This is a genomic window from Arthrobacter sp. T572, assembly GCF_056780115.1.
In genome coordinates this window covers 832,430-851,522 of sequence record NZ_JBRAZQ010000002.1, presented here as the reverse complement: position 1 = coordinate 851,522, position 19,093 = coordinate 832,430, and the positions used below count along the sequence as shown (strand labels likewise).

Annotated in this window: 16 protein-coding genes, 1 tRNA gene and 1 pseudogene; 9 read left to right on the top strand and 9 right to left on the bottom strand. The window is 65.3% G+C overall.

Going from position 1 to position 19,093, the window contains the following annotated elements; all coding sequences use genetic code 11:
* The first annotated feature begins 145 nt into the window (after nucleotides 1-145).
* Nucleotides 146-979: a class I SAM-dependent methyltransferase gene (locus tag ACUYMZ_RS05175; protein ID WP_481602325.1), complete on the top strand. Its 834-nt coding sequence runs from the start codon at nucleotides 146-148 to the stop codon at nucleotides 977-979.
* Nucleotides 980-1,032: 53 nt separating this feature from the next.
* Here ACUYMZ_RS05175 and ACUYMZ_RS05170 read toward each other — a convergent pair whose 3' ends face one another.
* Both ACUYMZ_RS05170 and ACUYMZ_RS05165 read right to left on the bottom strand, forming a co-directional pair.
* Nucleotides 1,033-1,374, bottom strand: coding sequence for a DUF2516 family protein (locus ACUYMZ_RS05170; RefSeq protein ID WP_426006065.1), 342 nt, complete (start codon nucleotides 1,372-1,374; stop codon nucleotides 1,033-1,035).
* 10 nt (nucleotides 1,375-1,384) lie between these two features.
* Nucleotides 1,385-2,569, bottom strand: a complete 1,185-nt coding sequence (locus ACUYMZ_RS05165) for a trans-sulfuration enzyme family protein (RefSeq protein ID WP_481602324.1) — start codon at nucleotides 2,567-2,569, stop codon at nucleotides 1,385-1,387.
* Between the two features lie 73 nt (nucleotides 2,570-2,642).
* Between ACUYMZ_RS05165 and tmk the strand changes: the two genes are divergently transcribed.
* The 3 genes and pseudogenes from tmk (at nucleotide 2,643) to ACUYMZ_RS05150 (ending at nucleotide 6,082) form a co-directional block, all read left to right on the top strand.
* Nucleotides 2,643-3,299, top strand: coding sequence for a dTMP kinase (gene tmk, locus ACUYMZ_RS05160; protein ID WP_426006063.1), 657 nt, complete (start codon nucleotides 2,643-2,645; stop codon nucleotides 3,297-3,299).
* The gene (locus ACUYMZ_RS05155; protein WP_426006062.1) at nucleotides 3,296-4,447 is read left to right on the top strand and encodes a DNA polymerase III subunit delta'; all 1,152 of its coding nucleotides are present in this window, start codon (nucleotides 3,296-3,298) and stop codon (nucleotides 4,445-4,447) included. Before tmk ends, ACUYMZ_RS05155 begins: the two co-directional genes overlap by 4 nt.
* A gap of 8 nt (nucleotides 4,448-4,455) precedes the next feature.
* A pseudogene (locus ACUYMZ_RS05150) lies at nucleotides 4,456-6,082 on the top strand (alpha/beta hydrolase).
* Nucleotides 6,083-6,097: 15 nt separating this feature from the next.
* Here ACUYMZ_RS05150 and ACUYMZ_RS05145 read toward each other — a convergent pair.
* Complete coding sequence (locus tag ACUYMZ_RS05145; protein WP_481602323.1) at nucleotides 6,098-6,829, bottom strand: HAD family hydrolase; 732 nt, start codon at nucleotides 6,827-6,829, stop codon at nucleotides 6,098-6,100.
* Between the two features lie 213 nt (nucleotides 6,830-7,042).
* Between ACUYMZ_RS05145 and ACUYMZ_RS05140 the strand changes: the two genes are divergently transcribed.
* The 3 genes from ACUYMZ_RS05140 (at nucleotide 7,043) to ACUYMZ_RS05130 (ending at nucleotide 9,762) form a co-directional block, all read left to right on the top strand.
* Nucleotides 7,043-7,115 (top strand) — tRNA-Thr (locus tag ACUYMZ_RS05140).
* Nucleotides 7,116-7,370: 255 nt separating this feature from the next.
* Nucleotides 7,371-8,729 (top strand): hemolysin family protein, encoded by a 1,359-nt coding sequence (locus ACUYMZ_RS05135; RefSeq protein ID WP_481602322.1) that lies wholly within the window; start codon nucleotides 7,371-7,373, stop codon nucleotides 8,727-8,729.
* Nucleotides 8,722-9,762 carry a hemolysin family protein gene (locus ACUYMZ_RS05130; protein WP_481602321.1) on the top strand — a complete coding sequence of 347 codons (1,041 nt, stop codon included), beginning with the start codon at nucleotides 8,722-8,724 and terminating at the stop codon, nucleotides 9,760-9,762. Before ACUYMZ_RS05135 ends, ACUYMZ_RS05130 begins: the two co-directional genes overlap by 8 nt.
* Nucleotides 9,763-9,786: 24 nt before the next feature.
* Here ACUYMZ_RS05130 and ACUYMZ_RS05125 read toward each other — a convergent pair whose 3' ends face one another.
* The 5 genes from ACUYMZ_RS05125 to ACUYMZ_RS05105 all read right to left on the bottom strand — a co-directional run bounded on the left by ACUYMZ_RS05125 (nucleotide 9,787) and on the right by ACUYMZ_RS05105 (nucleotide 15,376).
* Nucleotides 9,787-11,304, bottom strand: a complete 1,518-nt coding sequence (locus tag ACUYMZ_RS05125) for a carboxyl transferase domain-containing protein (protein ID WP_481602320.1) — start codon at nucleotides 11,302-11,304, stop codon at nucleotides 9,787-9,789.
* Nucleotides 11,305-12,534: a CaiB/BaiF CoA transferase family protein gene (locus ACUYMZ_RS05120; protein ID WP_481602319.1), complete on the bottom strand. Its 1,230-nt coding sequence runs from the start codon at nucleotides 12,532-12,534 to the stop codon at nucleotides 11,305-11,307.
* A 15-nt stretch (nucleotides 12,535-12,549) separates the two neighbouring features.
* Complete coding sequence (locus ACUYMZ_RS05115; protein ID WP_481602318.1) at nucleotides 12,550-13,776, bottom strand: amidohydrolase; 1,227 nt, start codon at nucleotides 13,774-13,776, stop codon at nucleotides 12,550-12,552.
* 45 nt (nucleotides 13,777-13,821) lie between these two features.
* Entirely contained in the window at nucleotides 13,822-14,556 is a 735-nt protein-coding gene (locus ACUYMZ_RS05110) for a hypothetical protein (protein WP_426006054.1), read from the bottom strand.
* A gap of 61 nt (nucleotides 14,557-14,617) precedes the next feature.
* Nucleotides 14,618-15,376, bottom strand: a complete 759-nt coding sequence (locus tag ACUYMZ_RS05105; protein ID WP_426006053.1) for a DUF5058 family protein — start codon at nucleotides 15,374-15,376, stop codon at nucleotides 14,618-14,620.
* A 283-nt stretch (nucleotides 15,377-15,659) separates the two neighbouring features.
* On the opposite strand from ACUYMZ_RS05105, the gene ACUYMZ_RS05100 reads away from it, so the two are divergent.
* Nucleotides 15,660-17,114, top strand: coding sequence for an amidase (locus ACUYMZ_RS05100; protein ID WP_481602317.1), 1,455 nt, complete (start codon nucleotides 15,660-15,662; stop codon nucleotides 17,112-17,114).
* Here the strand turns inward: ACUYMZ_RS05100 and ACUYMZ_RS05095 are convergent.
* Entirely contained in the window at nucleotides 17,101-18,048 is a 948-nt protein-coding gene (locus tag ACUYMZ_RS05095) for an AsnC family transcriptional regulator (RefSeq protein WP_481602316.1), read from the bottom strand. The two genes, ACUYMZ_RS05100 and ACUYMZ_RS05095, sit on opposite strands and share 14 nt — an antisense overlap.
* A gap of 165 nt (nucleotides 18,049-18,213) precedes the next feature.
* Here ACUYMZ_RS05095 and ACUYMZ_RS05090 point away from each other — a divergent pair, with 165 nt between their 5' ends.
* A complete protein-coding gene (locus ACUYMZ_RS05090; protein ID WP_481602315.1) occupies nucleotides 18,214-18,813 on the top strand; it encodes a TetR/AcrR family transcriptional regulator in 600 nt (199 codons plus the stop codon).
* The last annotated feature ends 280 nt before the right edge of the window (nucleotides 18,814-19,093 follow it).

The following is a 19,093-nucleotide window of genomic DNA, read 5'->3' as shown; positions in this document are numbered from 1 at the left end:
GAGCGCACCCCGTGTGCACACACACCGCACCCGTTCCCGCTAAGCGCACCCGTAATCGCGGGGGCGGAAGGCGGCAAAGGGTGCGCCGGCCCCGCTGAGCGTACACACGCCGCACCCGTAACCGCTGCAGGATAAGGTTGGGGCCGTGGTACAGAAAGCTGAACGGGTAAGCCCGGCCCGCAGTCGAAGCGGCAAACCGGTCGGCAACATCACCCGCGGCACCACGAATCCCAACCGCATGCGACGTCTGGACAGGTGGCTTGCAGGTCCGCAGGCGTGGCGGCTCCGCACCGCCGTCGAGCCCTTGGTAGTGGACCTTGGCTACGGCGCGTCGCCGGCCACTGCGGTCGAACTCTTTGAACGGCTCCAGGCGGTGCGCCCCGACGTGCGCGTGTGCGGCATCGAGATCGAGCCGGAACGGGTCCGCAATGCCAAAGCCCTGGAGCGTCCTGGCTTGAGCTTCCACGTGGGCGGATTCGAGATTCCGATTGCCGGGCAACCCGTACTGGTCAGGGCTTTCAACGTGCTGCGCCAGTATGAGGAGACGGACGTCGCCGCGATCTGGCAACTGGTCCAGTCCCGGTTGGCACCGGGCGGGCTGTTCATCGACGGCACCTGCGACGAGATCGGACGCCGCGTCACCTGGGTAGCCTTGGACCACGAACGGCCGCTGAGCCTCAGCTTGTCCGTCCGCTTCGGAAGTTTCGATGTTCCCTCCGATGTAGCGGAGCGGCTTCCCAAGGCGTTGATCCATCGCAACGTTCCCGGTGAGCCCATCCACACTTTCCTTCAGGCCATGGACAAGGCCTGGCTGGAGGCGGCGCCACTGGCGTCTTTCGGCAACCGGCAGCGGTGGACGGCCATGTGCCGTTCACTGCGCGACGCCGGATGGCCGCTTCAGAACGGGCCGTCGCGGTGGCGTTTGGGTGAAGTGACAGTGGCCTGGGACGCGGTGGCACCGGGCCAGGCCGCGGGTTGACGGTCCAGCGGCCGGAAACGCGGTTTACCAGGGCCACCGGCCCGAAACGCGGTTTACCAGGGGCCGTAGGGACCCACGTTGCGGTTGCCGCCACTGCCGGCCTCCCGGAGTGCGGGGCGGACGTCAGCCAGGTAGACACACGCTGCCGTGACTGCGGCGATGCCGAACAACCCAAGACCGCTGCCGCCGGTCAGGACCGTCAAGGCACCGATCGCGAAAGCGATGCCGGTGAGGGCCAGCCAGAACGTCTTGGTGCGCTTGGACGCGGCGACGAAAAGCGAAGGCCTGTGCCGCAGGCAGTCAGCGAAGGCCCAGATCTCCAGCGCGAGGGCCACCAAGCCAAGGATGAAGTAGACCGCGTTGGTGACAATCGCGATCAAGAATTTTCCGTCCACGCCCTTTAGCCTAACCGTCCAACTGCTTGAGCGCTTGCTCCAGGTCCGACCAAAGGTCCTCGACATTCTCGATGCCGACGCTCAGGCGGACCAGATTCTCCGGAACGCTGAGCGGCTCGGCCGTGTGCCGCCGTCGGCGTTCAATCAGGGACTCCACGCCGCCCAGGGACGTTGCGGGCAGCCACAGCCGCAACGCGGCCACCAGTTGATCGGCCGCTTCGGCGCCAGTGCGGGCGTCGTCCCCCGCAATCTGGATGCAGAGGATGGAGCCGAAGCCCTTCATCTGGACCTTCGCGCGCTCGTGGCCGGGGTCCGATGCCAGGCCCGGGTAACGGATGGCTTCCACGCGCGGATGGGTGCCCAGGCGCTCGGCAAGGACAGCGGCAGAAGCCTGCGACCGCTCAATCCTCAGCGCCAAGGTCCGCAGCCCACGCAGCGCCAGCCACGATTCGAACGGTCCCGCAATACCACCGTGGATGATCCGGTGATGAAGCAGGCTGGCCCGCAGGTCCGGATTGGAGGTAACCAGGGCGCCGAGGACGACGTCTGAATGTCCGGCCAGGTACTTGGTCACCGAGTGAAGAACGACGTCGGAGCCCAGGTTCAGGGGCTGCTGCACCAACGGCGTGGAGAACGTATTGTCCGTCACCACGACTGCGCCCACGGCGTGTGCGGCGTCGGTGAGTGCGCGGACGTCGGCGATCCCGAGCATGGGGTTCGTGGGGCTCTCCAGCCACAGCATGTCCGCGGGCTTGCCGCCGTCCGGGGAAATGAGCGCCTTCACCGCTTCCGTGTCCGTGATGTCCACAGTGCGGAGCTCCAGGAAGCCCTTATCCGCCAGCTCGGTGGCCATCACCAGCGAACCCGCGTAACTGTGCGACGGCATGACCACGACACCACCGGCAGGCACCAGGGACAGGGCCGAACTGACCGCGGCCAGGCCCGAGGCATAGAGCAACCCAGGGAGCGTGGCACCTTCGAGCTTGGCCAGGGCGTCCTCGAACGGATCCCACGTGGGGTTCGCGTATCGTCCGTAGCCGCGGTCGCCGTCGCCGAGGGGTCCCGTTCCGAAGTATGTGGAGGACAGGACGATCGGCGGATTGACCGGTTCATCATGTGCGCGCTCGGGGCGGCCTGCAGCCACCACAACGGTTTCAGGGGACAGATCCGCAGCATGCTGGTCCGGGAGGCTCATGGTTTCAGCGTAGCCGCGCTGCGGGTTGTGGAAGAAAGAGATGACGTGGGCACGTGATCGGTAGGCTAGTCAGGTGAGTATTCAGAGCCCAGGTCTTTTCATCGCTTTTGAAGGCGGGGACGGAGCAGGCAAGTCCACCCAGGCCGCCCGGCTCTTCGACGCCCTGGAGGCACGCGGGCTTTCCGTGCTGCGGACCCGGGAACCCGGCGGCACGCCTATCGGCGAAAAGCTGCGATCCCTTGTCCTGGACCATGGCCACGGAACCATCGACGCACGCACCGAAGCCCTCATGTTCGCAGCTGCCCGTGCAGCCCACGCCAGCCAGGTCATCCGGCCCTCGCTGGCTGCCGGAACTATTGTCATCACCGACCGTTACATCGACTCGTCCGTGGCGTACCAGGGCGCGGGACGGGGCCTGGGGGCCGCTGAAGTTCTTTCCCTTAACCAGTGGGCCACCGAAGGCCTGCGTCCTGACCTCACGGTGCTGCTCGACGTCGAACCTTCACACGGCCGCCAGCGCCGCACGGCGGGCGACGCCACCGAAGACCGGTTGGAATCGGAGCCTGACGATTTCCACCTTGCCATCCGCAAAGCGTTCCTCGACCTCGCAGACCAGGAACCGGCACGCTACCTGGTGCTGCCGGCCAACCAAGGGATCGACGCCCTGGCCACCCGGATCCTGGAGCGGGTGGAGTCGCTGCTGAACCAACCCGTGGGCGATCGCCGGTGACTGTTTGGGACGACCTCCAGGGCCAGGCTCCCGTGGTGGCGCAGCTCCAGCAGGCGGCGCAAGGGGAAACCGGGCTGACGCATGCGTGGCTGTTCACGGGTCCGCCCGGGTCCGGCCGCTCCAACGCTGCCAAAGCATTCGCGGCTGCGTTGAACTGCGAACAGGACGACGTCACCCTGCGCGGCTGCGGTGAGTGCGCAGCCTGCCACACCATCCTTGGTGAAACCCACTCCGACGTGACCTTCGTGCGGACGGAAAAGGTCACCATCACCATCGACGAAGCCCGCGAACTCGTGTCCAAAGCCGGTGACCGGCCCTCCACGGGCCGTTGGAGGATCATCGTCGTCGAAGATGCGGACCGTATGGCCGAGCGCACCACCAACGTGCTGCTCAAAGCCATCGAAGAACCCACGCCCCGGACCATCTGGATGCTGTGCGCCCCCTCCCCCGCGGATGTGCTGGTCACCATCCGGTCCCGGTGCCGGCCCGTCAGTTTGCGCCTTCCGCCGGCCTCTGACGTCGCAGCCCTGCTGGTGCGGCGCGACGGCGTGGACCCCCAACTGGCCGACCGGGCAGCAAGGGCAGCCCAAAGCCACATCGGGATCGCCCGCCGGCTTGCCCGGGACGCCGATGCCAGGGAGCGACGCCTGGAGACTGTGCGCATCCCGTTGGGACTCCGGGGTGTCACCGCTGCCGTCATGATGGCGGAGAAACTGGTGAAAATCGCCACCGATGAGGCCAACAGCTCCAACGAGGAACGCGACGCCGCAGAGAAAGCAGCCCTGCTGGCCAGTTTGGGGGCTCCCGATTCCGGGACGCTTCCCCCGTCAATGCGCAGCCAGGTCAAACAGCTTGAGGACGACCAAAAGCGCCGCGCCAAGCGTTCCATCACGGACTCGCTGGACAGGACGCTGACCGATCTGTTGTCGTTCTACAGGGACGTGCTGATCATCCAGCTGGGGAACGCCGTGGAACTGGTCAACGTTGAGCTCAAGAGTGAGCTCGAAGAGTTCGCCGGTCGTTCCACGCCGGAAACCACCCTGGCGCGGATGGATGCCATCAACACAGCCCGTGTCCGAATCACTACCAGCAACGTGGCGCCGCTCCTGGCGGTCGAGTCCATGGCAACCAGCCTGATCCAGCAATAGGAGAACGCATGATGTCCGCACCCCGCCGGCCTGCCGGTGCCCCGTCAAGGGACCGGTCCGACCAGCAGCTCGCGGGCTCCGACGCCGCCGGCAGAAGGGGCACACGGCGGGGGTTCGCGGCGCTGTGCCTTGCCAGCGCTTCCATGCTGGTCCTGAGTGCCTGCTCGTTGCCGTTCCTTCCGCAGCCCACAGCCAAACCCACCACCAGCACGGTGGACCCGTCCATCGCGGCATCGGCGCCTGAAGGCCTGGAGAAGTACTACTCCCAGACCGTGGAATGGAGCTCCTGCGAAGGCGGCATGCAATGCGCCACCATCCAGGTACCCATGGACTACGACGACCCCGACTCCGCGGACATCGAGCTCGCCGCCATCAAGATGACCAGCACAGGGACCAAGAAGGGGTCCGTACTGGTCAATCCCGGCGGACCGGGCGGGTCCGGCGTTGATTTCGTCAAGGACGCCGGCAACACCCACTTCACGCAGAAACTGCGCACCAACTTCGACGTAGTGGGCTTCGACCCACGGGGCGTCAAGCGCTCGTCCCCCGTCACGTGCCTGACCGACGCGGAAAGGGACGCCGCCCGCGAGATGGTTTTCCGCAAGGAAACGGACGCCGGCCTGGCCGATGCCCTGGCCTTCAACAAGTCCGTGGCGGATAAATGTGCGGAAAAGACCGGCCCGGTGCTGGGCGAAATCGACACCGTGAGCGCAGCCAAGGACCTGGACATTCTGCGGGCCGTGGTCAACGACGCCAAACTCAATTACCTGGGCTACTCCTACGGCACGTTCCTGGGATCGACCTACGCGACCCTCTTCCCGGACAACGTAGGCCGGCTGGTGCTGGACGGTGCCGTGGATCCCTCCATCAGCAACGAGGAACTCACTGCCGGGCAGGCACGGGCCTTCGAGAAGGCACTGCGCGCCTACGTCGCCAGCTGCCAAAGCCAGAACCAGTGCCCGCTCAGCGGTTCCGTGGACAACGGCATCCAGGAAATCCGGGAACTGATCAACGCCGTGGAGCAGAATCCTCAAACGGCCAAGGACGGCCGCCTGGTCACAGGGTCGGAGTTCGTCAACGGCATGTACTTGCCGCTCTACGACGACCAGAGCTGGCCTGCCCTCACCCAGGCGCTGGAGAGTGCCTTCTCCGGTGACGTCTCCCAGATGCTGCGCATCGCCGACCTCGGAGCCGACCGCGACCAGTCCGGCAAGTACACCTCCAACTCGGCCTTCGCATTCAACGCCATCAACTGCCTGGACTACCCGATGGTGTCGGACACAGCAGCGATGCGGGCCGAAGAAGCCCGGCTGAAGCAGGAGTCGCCCACGTTTGGCTCCTACTTCGCCTACGGCGGCATCAATTGCCAGGATTGGCCGTACCAGCCCAAGCGGACGCCCGCACCCGTGGAGTACACGGGTTCGGAACCGATCGTGGTCATCGGCACCACGGGCGACCCAGCGACCCCCCTCGAATGGTCGCAGTCGCTCCGGAAGCAGCTGGACAACGCCGCCCTGGTCGACCTGGGAGGGTGAGGGGCACACAGCCTACGGGCGCTCCAACACCTGCGTCAGCACCGCCGTCGACGATTACTTTGTTGACGGCAAGCTGCCGCAGGACGGGCTGCAGTGCTAGCCGCTTAGCGGCAACTCAGAAGTGCCGGGCCTCGTGCTTCTCCAGCAGGAGCGGGAGCTGCTTGATGGAATCCACGACGGCGGTGGCGCCTGCAGCGCGGAGCGTCGCCTCCGAGTGGGAACCAGTGAGGACACCGGCCATCAGTGAGGCCCCGGAACGGACGCCGGACAGCATGTCCGAACTCGTATCGCCCACCACTGCAACTTCGCGGACATCGTCGAGGTCCAGGGCCAGGACAGCGGTAAGGATCATGTCCGGGTACGGCCTCCCCCGGCCGGCGTCAGCAGGGCAAAGGCTAAGGTCGGCCAGGCCCATCCACCCCAGAGACTCAAGCACCATGTTCTGCGTGTGGCGGCCGAAACCAGTGGCCAGGCAGACCTGCATCCCGGATTCGCGCATCCACACGATCGCTTCTTCGGCGCCAGGAATGGGCCGGACGCCACCATCATCGATCATCTCGTCGTAGGCCGCCTCGAAGACCTTGTTGGCGCTGGCAGCTGTTACTGGGTCCTCAAAAAGATGGCCGAATACCGTCAGTTTGGAGAACCCCATGGTGTCCCGGGCATAGCCGAGCATGCTTTCAAAACGGGTGCTTCCGGGCTCGATGCCATGTTCCACGAGCGCGCGTGACATGGCCCGTTCCGTTCGGCCGTCGTCGGTGATGGTGGTGCCTACCATGTCCACGACTGCCAGCCTCAACCGGTTCGGCCCTGTAATGGTGTCCCTGATCGATGCTTCCCCGGTCATTGCGCGGCCCCTTTGAGTGTGTGCCGGCTACCCGGCGACGGTTTGATTCCCCACAGCTTGCGGCGGCAGGGAGAAGCCGGCCTGAACCCGGCCCGACAACCGGGTGAACATCCCCGCAACGGCCGCCTTCGCCGTCGTTTTGACCGCGGCGCAGTGCCTCCATTACAGTTATGTCTTGCGTGATCGCCCGGGAAACCGGTAGATGGACGCGGTGCTTCCTTAGCTCAGTCGGTAGAGCGTTTCACTCGTAATGAAAAGGTCATCAGTTCGATTCTGATAGGAAGCTCGGTGAAGAACCCCCGGAAATCAAGGATTTCCGGGGGTTCTGCTTTTCCTGCCGTCGCGCTTTGACGCCGCAGTCCGGCGCACAACGTTCAGCCTTGCCGGCAGGTTCCGGTTTCAGCCTCAGGCGCACAAGCATCCGACGGCGGACGGTCACCCGGTAGACTGGGCCACACTATGGATGACCCTCCTTCACATATGCCCAGGCCCCTCTGCTCACTGACCGGATTGCCGGTTTCCACGGGAGAGGGGCGCCCGAATGTATGAGTGGATCATGCTCGGCACAGGCCTTGTCCTCACTGTCGGCACCGGATTCTTTGTTGCTTCCGAGTTCGCGCTGGTCAATCTTGACCGCGCTGAATTGGAGGCCCGCCAAGCCCGCGGCGAAAAGCGGCTGGGGCCAACCATCAAGGCCCTGAAAATCACCTCCACGCACCTCTCCGGCGCGCAGCTCGGTATCACTTTGACCACGTTGCTCACCGGATACACCTTCGAGCCAGCCATCAGCAGCATGCTCAGCGGACCCTTGCAATCGCTGGGCCTTCCCGCAGCCTTGGTTCCCGGGGTCGGTGCCGTGGTGGGCATCTTCGTCGCAACCGTGTTCTCCATGGTGATCGGCGAGCTGGTTCCCAAGAACTTTGCGCTGGCACTGCCTTTGGCAACTGCCAAGGTTGTAGTTCCCTTCCAGGCTCTGTTCACCGCGGTGTTCAAGCCTGCGATCCTGCTGTTCAACAACACTGCCAACAAGATCATCCGTTCCTTCGGCATTGAGCCGAAGGAAGAGCTTTCCGGCGCCCGCTCGGCAGAAGAACTGTCATCGCTGGTACGCCGTTCTGCGACTGAAGGCCTGCTGGACCAGGACCACGCCGAACTGCTGAACAGGACCCTCCGTTTCTCTGAGCACACTGCCGGTGACGTCATGACACCGCGTGTCCGGATGGTTGCCGTGGACGCTGATGACACGGCGGCGGAGATCGTAGCCCTCGCATCAGCCACTGGGTTCTCGAGGTTCCCGGTGATTGGCAGGGACCGGGACGAGGTGCTGGGTGTCCTGCACGTGAAGCAGGCCTTCGCCGTTCCGTTGGACCGGCGTGAAGCAGTGACCGCCACGGACCTGATGACCGAACCGCTGTATGTACCTGAGTCAAAGGACGTGGACGCTTTGCTGGTTCTGCTGCGCAAGCAGGGCCTGCAGGTGGCCATCGTCTCGGACGAGCACGGCGGAACCGCGGGAATTGTCACCCTCGAAGACCTGGTGGAAGAAATCGTGGGCGAACTCGAAGACGAACACGACCGTGCCCGCGCCGGTGTGGTCCGTGTTGGCCGATCCATTACCTTTGATGCCTCGTTGAGGCCCGATGAACTGCTCGACCGGACGGGCATTGTGGTTCCGGAAGGCGATGAGTACGACACCGTCGCCGGTTTCATGTCCGACCAGTTGGACCGCGTGCCGGAGCTCGGCGACGAAGTTGCCATCTCCGGAGGCGTCCTTCGCGTGGAACGCGTAGCGGGCGCCCAGTTGGGACGAATCCGTTTCACGCCGGATCCCGACGCGGTAGAAACCAGCAGACACGACCAGATCGTTGACAAGATCTCCGAGGAGCTCGGCCATGAGTGAGTACCTTCCCGGCATCATCTGGCTGGTGATCCTGCTGGTGGTCAACGGCTTCTTTGTTGGCGCCGAGTTCGCTGTGATCTCGGCCCGTCGTTCACAGATCGAGCCCAAGGCCGAGGCCGGCAGCAAGGCCGCAAAGACGACCCTGTGGGCCATGGAACACGCCACCCTCATGCTGGCAACCAGCCAGCTGGGCATTACCGTGTGTTCACTGGTGATCCTTAACGTCTCCGAACCTGCCATCCATCACCTGTTGGAGATCCCGCTTGGGCTGACGTCACTTCCGGCGGAGGCCATTGGCATCATCGCATTCGTGGTGGCCTTGCTGCTGGTGACGTTCCTGCACGTGGTCGTGGGAGAAATGGTCCCGAAGAACATTTCCTTCTCCGTGCCGACCCGGGCAGCCCTGATCCTCGCTCCCCCGCTGGTCCTCGTGGCCAGGATCTTCAAGCCCGTGATCTGGACCCTGAACGGGATCGCCAACTCGGTGCTCCGCCTCTTCCGGGTGGAACCGAAGGACGAGGCCACCAGCGCCTACACGCTGGACGAAGTGGCCAACATCGTTGAGCAGTCCACGCGCGTAGGTACGTTGAATGACACCAGTGGAACGTTGACCGCGGCATTCGAGTTCACGGCCAAGACCGTAGGTGACGTCGAGGTGCCGATCGCCAAGATGGTGCTCCTTCCCGCCACGTCTACACCGGCAGACATCCAGAGGACGGTGGCGGAGCACGGCTACTCCCGCTACATCCTCACCGATGCTGACGGCGAGCCATCGGGATATCTCCATTTGAAGGACGTCATGGACCTGACGACACCGGAGAAGTTCAACCGGCCGGTACCCGAGAAACGGATCCGTCGCCTTGCGTCGGTGTACGTGGGCAGTGAACTTGAGGACGCACTGGCTTCCATGCGCCGCACCGGTTCGCACGTGGCCCGCGTTTTCAACTCCGAAGGTGCCACCACCGGCATGCTGTTCCTTGAGGACATCATCGAAGAGCTGGTCGGTGAAGTCCAGGACGTGACGAGCGCCTGATAACGCATTACAGCCCGGAAGACGTCAGCAGACCAGGGCGCGGTACTTTGCCCGGCGGGCCTGTAGTCCGGGCGTCCCGGCACGGAGCCCGTGAAGTTCGACGGCGATCGCCTCACCCACGCGGCGGCAGAAGGAAACGGGTTCCTGCGCGGCATCCGGCACTTCGGAAACCACCACATCCACCACGCCCGCGGCGGCCAGCGCACCAGACGTGATGCCCTGGCTTTCGGCGAGCGCCGGGGCGTGGGATGTGGTCCGGTGAACGATGGCGGACGCCCCTTCGGGAGGCAGCGGAGCCAGCCAGGCATTCCGGGCCGCAATGGTCCGGTCTGCAGGCAGGAGCGCGAGGGCCCCTCCTCCTGTTCCCTGCCCAAGGAGGACGGACAGGGTGGGTGTTGCGAGGCTGATCAGGTCGTGGAGGGACCGGGCGATTTCTGCGGCGAGCCCGCCCTCCTCGGCTTCCTTGGACAGCGTGGCGCCTGGAGTGTCGATGACGGTGACCAGCGGAAGCCCGAGTTCCCGGGCCAGCCGCATGCCCCGCCGGGCGTCACGGAGGGAGGCAGGGCCCATGGCCTTCCCGGACACCCCGTGGCGTCCATGCCCGACCACCACGCAGGAGCTGCCGCCGAACCGGGCCAGGGCAATCTCCATGCCGTTCTCCTTGGCCCCATCCCCTGCGCCCCGCAACAGCACCACACCGTGGGCAGCTTCGCGCAGCAACTCGGCGGTGGACGGCCGGAGCGGATCCCGTGAGGCCACAACGGAATCCCAGGCTGGGCGGTCCTCAACGCACAGGGGTGTGGCAGTGGCTTCCAAACCCGCGGTCGTATCCGCTCCGGAGGCAGGAGTGCACAGCACCTCCAGCACCCGGCCAAAGTAGCTCCCAAGTTCCTCCGGGGGAACCACGGCATCCACCAGCCCATGATCGAACAGATTTTCCGCGGTCTGAACGCCTGCGGGGAACACCTCACCGTGCAGCGCCTCATAGACCCGGGGACCGAGGAAGCCCAGCAGGGCACCTGGTTCGGCTGCGGTCACGTGGCCCAGGGACCCCCAGGAGGCCATGACCCCGCCAGTGGTTGGGTGCCGCAGGTACACCAGATACGGCAGGCCCGCTGACCGGTGGGCCTGGACCGCCGCGACAATCTCCACCATCGCAAGGAAGGCGGTGGTTCCCTCCTGCATGCGGGTACCGCCGGACGCCGGCATGGCCACCAGCGGCAGGCCACGCTCCGTTGCGCGTTCGACGGCGGCCACCAGCCTTTGTGCCGCATCGCGCCCGATGGAGCCGGCCAGGAAAGCGAAATCGGAAACCACCACGGCAACGCGATGGTTCCGGATGAGGCCTTCGCCGGTGAGGACCGATTCGTCGCTGCCGGACTTCTGCGCAGCGGCTGCAAGGTCGGCAGCGTACCCCGCCGCGGAGTCAAATCCGGCCGCCCCCCGAACGGGACGGTCCCACGACACGTATGTCCCGGCGTCGAGCATGACATCAAGCAGTTCCCGGGCCCCGAGGCGGCGGGCGGTAGCGGTGGCGGTCATTCAGTGCTCCTCCCCCGCAGCGAGCCATTCCCGGATGCCGTCATTGTGCTGGTTGAGCAGCGGCGGCGCGGTATGGGTGCGGCGGGTGGACTCGGCCCCAACCACGTTGTCAAAGAAGCGCAACGGCGATCCGGGCAAGGTCACGGGGCCCAGCACCGGATGGTCAACCTCCGCCAGCAGGCCCTGGGATGCTACCTGCGGCCATTCGTAGACTTCCTTCAGGGAGCGGACCTTCCCCGCCGGAATCCCGGCAGAAGCGAGTTTGACGAGGAGCGGTTCGGCGTCGTGTCCAGCGAAAGCCGATTCCACGAGCTCAATGACCTGCGTACGGTTCCGCACCCGGTCGGCGTTGGTGGCCAGGCCATCGGCGGCTGGATCCAGCCCGAAGGCCGCGGTGAAGGCGCTCCACAGCTTCTCGCTGCCCACGCTGATCTGGACACTCCCGTTCCGGCAACGGAAGAGCCCGTAGGGGGCGATGGACGGGTGGTGGTTGCCCTGGGCTTCCGGCGCTTCTCCAGCGACGGTGACCTTGGTTCCCTGAAACGCGTGCACCCCCACGAGCGATGCCAGCAGCGATGTCCGCACCACTTGTCCCTGGCCCGTCCGTTCGCGTTCCAGCAGGGCGGCGACCACCCCGTAGGCTCCGTACATTCCGGACAGGAGGTCGGCTATCGGCACGCCAACGCGTTGCGGATCGTCGGGACCGGAACCCGTGAGCGACATGAGCCCGGCTTCGCCCTGGAGGATTTGGTCGTAACCGCTGCGATGGGATTCAGGGCCGTCATGGCCAAACCCTGTGATGGACAGGATCACCAGTCCCGGATTGATGGCGTGCATGGCTTCCGTGCCGAATCCGAGCCGGTCAAGGACACCTGGCCGGAAGTTTTCCACCACCACGTCGGCGCGCTCCAGGAGCTTCCGCAGGATGGTCCGTCCGTCATCACTCTTGAGGTCAAGGGCAAGGGACTCCTTGTTGCGGTTGCAGGACAGGAAGTAGGTTGCCTGCGGGTCGTCCCCGGGGCCGACAAAGGGTGGCCCCCAGCCCCGGGTGTCGTCACCTGTGCCGGGATTTTCGATCTTGATGACCCGGGCGCCGAGGTCGCCCATCATCATGGCCGCGTGGGGTCCTGCGAGCGCACGGCTCAGGTCCACGACGAGCCGGCCGGCAAGCGGGCCGCCCGTCGCCTGCCGGACGGGTGCAGTTTCCAGGGTTTCGGTTGGTGCAGTCACGGGAATCCTTGATGTTCAGTTGCCCAGGCGGGACAGGAGGACAGCGACGGCGGCAGAGACTCCGCCGGCCAGGGAGCCTTCCAGCTCCGGGGCAAAGAACGGCGAATGGTTGACGGGGACCGGTCCCGGGCCATCGAAGGCCGAGGCGGGTGTACCGCCGAACATCCAGAACACGGACGGCACGCCGATGGCTGTCCCCAGGTGCCCGAAGTCCTCGCTGCCCATCATGGGCGGCGTCACCTCGACCGAGCCGTCCCCGAGCTCGAGGCGCAGTGCGTCGAGAACCGCAGGGACGGCGTCGGGATCGTTGTAGCACTGAGGGAAGCGGTACAGCTCCTCGATGTCCGGCGAGGGCGCGCCCGAGGCGGTTGCCTCTGCCTCGATGATCCGGCGGACTGCGGACAGGACCTGCCCGCGCACGTCTTGGTCGAAGGTGCGGATGTTGAGTGTGAACTCGGCTGCCGCAGGGATGATGTTCTCCTTGAGGCCCGCGTGGAAGGTGCCCACGGTGACGACGGCGGACTTCCGCGGATCCACTTCCCGGGACACGATCGTCTGAAGCCGGGTGACCATGTGTGCGGCCATGACGATCGGATCGATGGAATCCTGCGGCTGGGATCCGTGGGACTGTTGGCCGTGCACCGTCACGCGCAGCGAATCAGCCATGGCAGCTACCGGGCCGCTGGAGATGGAGATGGTCCCCACAGGCCGGGGCATGACGTGCTGCCCGAACACCACCTCCGGGCGCGGCGCCTTGTCCCACAGCCCGTCCTCCAGCATGGCCAGGGCACCTGCTGCGGTCTCTTCGCCAGGTTGGAAGATCAGCACCAACGTCCCGGACCAGGCGTCCGGGTTTCCGGCCAGGACTTCCGCTGCACCCAACAGGCTCGCTACGTGGGTGTCGTGGCCGCAGCCGTGCATCACCGGAACGGCAGCTCCGTCCAGCACACCGGTGTCCGTGCTGGCGTAGTCCAGACCCGTGGCTTCTTGGATGGGCAGCCCGTCCGTGTCTGCCCGGAAAGCGACCACCGGCCCCTCGCCGTTGCGCAGGATGCCCACCACGCCTGTGCCGCCGCAGCGGAAGTGGTCGATGCCGAGCCGGTCCAGTTGCTCTTCGATCAGAGCTGCCGTGGCATGTTCCTGCATGGAAAGTTCCGGATGCGCATGGAGCCGTCGATACAGGGCGTGAAGGGCCTGGGTCTGGACTGCGTCCAGGTGGAGAGCGGTTGCTGTGCTGGTCATGTGGTTTTCCTTCCGGTGCGTGCGGGGTCTGATCGGGGCGGCGCTCTACTCGATGTGGATCGGTTTGGCCTCGCTGACCTGCTTGCCGCGGAAGAACCACGCCAGCAGGATGGTGCCGAGAACCGCGATGGCCGTGGACACCATGGCGAGCGATGGCACCAGCGGCAGGACCACGAACACCACGACGGCGGATACGAGCAGGGCGAATACGGTGGTGCGCGGCTGCTTCATGGACACGATCGCCTGCACCAGGACCGCACCCAGGACCGTGGGCAGGACATACAGGCGGGTGACCGTCAGGACTGACGGCGGAATAACGCTGATCAGCCAGCTGCCCAGCAGTCCCACGAAGATCGCCAGCGAGACCAGGTGCACCACGGCGGCACCGCAGATGGCAACGACGGCGGCGAGTTCGGCCCGCTTGCTGCCTGGCTTTGCACCGATGTTGGTTTGGGCGATCAATGCCGCCGGAAGGAGCTTGTTGGAGATGTTGCCGATCATGAACGCCTGGTACATGGCCGCCGGCCCCAGGATCGGGTAGTACGTCAGGGGTTCGACGATCCAGATGATGCCGAAGGTGGCCGCCACTGCGGCGAAGGCGATCCACAACTGGGCGGGACCAATGTCCAGCCCGGTGCCGAAGACCAGGTACAGCGGTCCTGCCACGGAGACCAGCAGGCCGCCGATCATGGTGATTTGTCCCCAGCGGGAGGTGGTCCGGTTGAAGTCGGCCATCGCCGTGCCGGTTGTTGTTGCGGGTGTGGAAGTCAGGGAAGACATGGGAGGTGTTCCTTTCAGTGCCTGGGTTTTCTCGAGTGAAGGACGACGGCGGCTGGTTGCCTTAGGCGCCCACGGCAGGACCGGCGGCGGCAAAGGCAGCACCCAGGCCGATCACGATCGAGAAGCCCAGGCCCCACTCACGCAGCCAGCTTTTGCCGAGCTTCCTGGCCAGGAAAAGGCACAGGCCCATGACGGCTGCTGAGACTGCGAAGGACAGGACGTGGATGGTGGACTTGGGCAGCTCAGTGAGGCCGAGGCAGGAAAAGGCACCGATCAACGCAGCGGCCGGAACGATGGCCATGGCTGCGGGATTCACGGACCGGATCTTGGCATCGCCCTTGCGCAGGATTGGGGTAAGGATCAACGTGGCCAGCATCCACATGGCACCGCCGATGCTCATCGCGAAGAACGCCACCGCGAAAACGCTCTGGGTGTAGCTCGCGTCGCCGAGCTTGGCGCCCATCGAACCGGCTGCGATGCCCGCGGCGGAAACGTCGTACGCCGCGGAGCCGATCAAGCCGATGCGGGAGAGCACTGCCGGGGCTCCGAAGAGGCCCAGGAGGGCGATCGCCACCAGGGAGACCGCCAGGGAGGGTCCGATCGCGGACACGGCACCGGAGCGGAACGACGTCCTGATGTCCTGGGTGCTCATGTCCACGGAAGGGGCGGCTTTGCGGGCCGCTTTCATGAAGATGACGGATTGGATGATGATGACGCCGAAGACGCCGGCCACGCAGATCCAGAGGACAGGATTGTTGGCGATGGCCAGGATATCGGCGGAGTCGGCAGCGAGCGGCTGTGGTGCGAAGGGTTGGTGCATGGGAACCTCCCGGTGAAGCCCAGAAGCAGGCATTTTTTCGAACCTCGTTGTACGGCGTGTGCTGAACAGCACGGCATGCGTCTGGGGAATCCTGCCCGAGGACCGAATCGGCCATCGGGTTGAGAACAGCTTTGACTATGAGCCTGATCACAAACAATGGTTGACGGAATCAGCCAACTCCGTGGCCGAATCAGTCAAACTGCGACTTTGCCCGGCCGCATGCTTCCACCCGTGTTGTGTGACCGGGCACACTTTCACGCAGTACACCCAGCAAAGGAGCACCATGCCTGACACCATTGGCGGGCTGTCCGCCGTCGAACTCACCGCCGCCATCCGCGCGAAGCGGATTTCAGCGCGGGAGGCCCTGGCCGCCCATCTGGACCGCATCTCGGAAGTCAACCCGGTCATCAACGCCGTGGTGACGCTGGATCCGGAAGGTGCCCAGGCGTTGGCGCACCATGCAGACCAACTGACTGCCTCCGGAGCGGACCTGCCCCCGCTGCACGGACTGCCCATGACCCACAAGGACACCAACAACACCGCAGGTATGCGTACCACGCAGGGGTCCCTGGCCCTGCGGGACTTCGTGCCCGGCACGGACGACCTCATCATTGCGCGCCTGAAGTCAGCCGGCGTGGTGACCACGGGCAAGTCCAACGTCCCCGAGTTCGGCGCCGGTTCGCACACTTTCAACGACCTCTTCGGAACCACCACCAACCCCTATGCGCCCACGTTGAGCGCCGGCGGCAGCAGCGGCGGGGTTGCCGCCGTCGTTGCTTCCCGCATCCAAAGCATCGGCGACGGCAGCGACATGGGCGGCAGCCTCCGCATCCCGGCCTCCTTCTGCAACGTGGTGGGCTTCAGGCCGTCGACGGCGGTCATCCCCATGCCGTCCGACGTCAACGCCTACGCGTGGCTGGGCCGGACCGGGCCGATGGCGCGCACAGTGGAGGACATCGCGCTGTTCATGTCCGTCACCGCAGGGCCGGATGCCAGGGTTCCGCACCCCGCAGGCCTGGACCCCGAGGTTTTCCGGTCCTCATTGGACACGGACATGCGTGGCGTGCGGATTGGCTGGTCCCGGGATTTTGGGATCGGCATTCCCGTGGAACCCGAAATCCTGGAACATCTGGAACGGCAACTGGCGGTATTTGAGGACCTTGGGGCGATCGTGGAAGAAGCTTCACCGGATTTCAGTGAGGCAGACCTCGTCTTCGGGAACACCCGGGCCATGGATTTCGCCGCCGGGCTGGGCCCGATCCTGGAGCGTGCCGGGGACGTCATCAAGCCCGAAGTCCACTGGAACGTGAACAAGGGCCTGGCATTGACGGCCAAGGACCTGATTGAAACAGCCGCTGCCAGGACCCGGCTGGAGCTCGGTGTGCAGGAGTTCTTTGGACGCTATGACATGTTCGCGAGCCCCTGTGCACAGGTACTGCCGTTCGATGCCGCCCTGCGGTACCCGGCCTCGGTGGCAGGGGTGGAGTCGGAGACCTACCTCGACTGGATGCGTTCGGCCTGCGTCCTTTCTGCCACCGGCCTTCCCGTGCTGAGCGTTCCCGCCGGATTCAGCTCCGCCGGACTGCCGATCGGACTGCAGTTGGCCGGCAACCACTACTCGGACATGCAGCTGCTTCGCTGGGGCCGGGCGTTCGAGCAGCAGACGGGGTACGCCGCCGTCGAACCTGCTGTTGACGCTACCGGTTCCACCACGACGGTGGCACTTACGACCGCGTGATCCGCCCGCCGCGCTTGCGGGCATCGAGGAGGATGGACACGTCCACCCCGGCAGCGAACTGTGCCCAATCCGAGGCGGTAATGAAGCGGTACAGGGCTGACATGTCCCCCACGGTGACGTCCGCAACGATCTGGTAATCACCGGCGATGGCCGCGGCATAACGGACCGTGGGCAGCTCGGCCAGGCTTTTTCCGAGCTGCTCCACGTGCTGCGGCGAGGCCCGGATCCACAACAACGCCTCAACAGCCAGCCCAAAGGCAGCCGGTTCAACCACTGCCCTCAACTGGACCTGGTTGTTGGACAGAAGCCATTCACTGCGGCGCCGGGCAGTAGCCTCGGACACCCCCACCCGCCGGCCCAGGGCCTCGAAGCTCATCCGGCCGTCCACGCACAGGGCATCGACCAGTTCGGTATCCTGGCGGTTCAGTTGCTGTTGGGCTTCCAGGATGCCGGCGTCCTGGGTCAGGACCGAACGGAGCGCTTCTGCCCGCTCCGCGCTAAGGACCTCCGGACGCCAACCGCGGATCGTACGAAAGTACCGCAGGACGGGGTAGCTCGTGGAATCCCGCAAGCCGATGGTGGAGGGAAGTTCGTCGGACAGCACGTCGCCCATCCGGTTCGGATCGGTGAGGATCTCCGCCACGCAGTCCCCCGTGCCGGTGGTGGTGTAGACGAACGTCGTGTCGTGGCGCTGCGCCAAAGCCTGGGCCGCGGCACGGACCGTTCCCGGGTTGCAGCGCATTTCCACGAGCACCGCGGCCGGGCGCGGCCTCACCCCGACCACCGCCACGGCGCCGGACTCAAGGAGCTGGGCACCGCGACGGGCAACAGTCCGCTCGGCTTCCCCCAGGACAGCTGCCATCTTGCGCCACGGGCAGCGCGGATCCAGCTGCAGGGCCGCAACGATTTGCCGCTCCAAGGGGTCAAACAGCACTGCTCGCGCTCCGTTCGGTTGGCCCTGGCCACTGGATCAGGGGTCTCAGGACAGACTATAGGCGCGGCTGGGTCGGTTGTGGTCCCGGGGCGAGACCCGGCAAACGCGGTGAATAGCCGGTAACCCAAAGTGCACCTCCCACCCCTTTGGCAATAGGGTTGCCACATGGGGACGAATACGTTGAACTCCGGTGGTCAGCTCGACAAGCAGTCCCGCATCCTTGACGCGGCGATGGAGCTGCTCTCCCGGCACGGCATTTCAGGCGTGAGCATGCGTGCTGTGGCGCGTGAAGCCGGCGTCGCGTTGGGTCTGGTCAACTACTACTTTGACGACAAAACGACCCTGATCCGGGCCGCGCTCCGACGCGTTGACGAGCACGATCTCCTGCTGGTGGCCGTGGACCCGGCCACCGACCCCCAGGAACAACTCCGCCGGGCCCTCCGCCGCGTGGCCGGCGCGGATCTGCTGACCACCGGATACTTGTCCCTGCGTCTACACCTGTGGGCCTTGGCGCAGGCTGACGAAGGCTACGCCGAAATCAACGCAGCCGCGTTCGACCGGTACATCGACGGCCTCGCCACCCTGGTCTCCAATGCCAATCCAAAACTTTCCTGGGAAGAGTGCCGGGATCGCGGTGCGGACATTGTCGTGATCCAGAACGGCATGTGGTTGACGTCCCTCCTGGGCATCGACAAGGCCGCCATCCAGCGAAGCATCGCCCGCACGGAAGAAATCGCCTTCGCTCCGGCCCGGGACGCCCAGTAGCACCAGCAAGCCCCGCAGGTCACAAACCGGCAGATTGATATATCTCGCTTCAAAACCCTTGAACGATCGTTCAAAGTGCTCTACTGTCTTTCTATGACCTACGACACACTCGTTCCTGGCTCTTAGCGAAAGCACCACCCACCTCCCGGCAACGTTTCACTACGCAGGCCGGGATCGCGCCGCACCACACGACGGCCGCGCAGCAATACCCGCCCCACAGCAACGGCCCCACCAGGCGCAGCTGTGCCGTGCCCACATTCAGGGACGCGCGGGACGTCAA

Coding starts and splice junctions, on each gene's coding strand:
- ACUYMZ_RS05090 (WP_481602315.1), top strand. CDS start 18,214: ATGGGGACGAATACGTTGAACTCCGGTGGTCAGCTCGACAAGCAGTCC.
- ACUYMZ_RS05145 (WP_481602323.1), bottom strand. CDS start 6,829: ATGACCGGGGAAGCATCGATCAGGGACACCATTACAGGGCCGAACCGG.
- ACUYMZ_RS05130 (WP_481602321.1), top strand. CDS start 8,722: ATGAGTGAGTACCTTCCCGGCATCATCTGGCTGGTGATCCTGCTGGTG.
- ACUYMZ_RS05105 (WP_426006053.1), bottom strand. CDS start 15,376: ATGCACCAACCCTTCGCACCACAGCCGCTCGCTGCCGACTCCGCCGAT.
- ACUYMZ_RS05135 (WP_481602322.1), top strand. CDS start 7,371: ATGTATGAGTGGATCATGCTCGGCACAGGCCTTGTCCTCACTGTCGGC.
- ACUYMZ_RS05110 (WP_426006054.1), bottom strand. CDS start 14,556: ATGTCTTCCCTGACTTCCACACCCGCAACAACAACCGGCACGGCGATG.
- ACUYMZ_RS05125 (WP_481602320.1), bottom strand. CDS start 11,304: ATGACCGCCACCGCTACCGCCCGCCGCCTCGGGGCCCGGGAACTGCTT.
- ACUYMZ_RS05165 (WP_481602324.1), bottom strand. CDS start 2,569: ATGAGCCTCCCGGACCAGCATGCTGCGGATCTGTCCCCTGAAACCGTT.
- ACUYMZ_RS05100 (WP_481602317.1), top strand. CDS start 15,660: ATGCCTGACACCATTGGCGGGCTGTCCGCCGTCGAACTCACCGCCGCC.
- ACUYMZ_RS05115 (WP_481602318.1), bottom strand. CDS start 13,776: ATGACCAGCACAGCAACCGCTCTCCACCTGGACGCAGTCCAGACCCAG.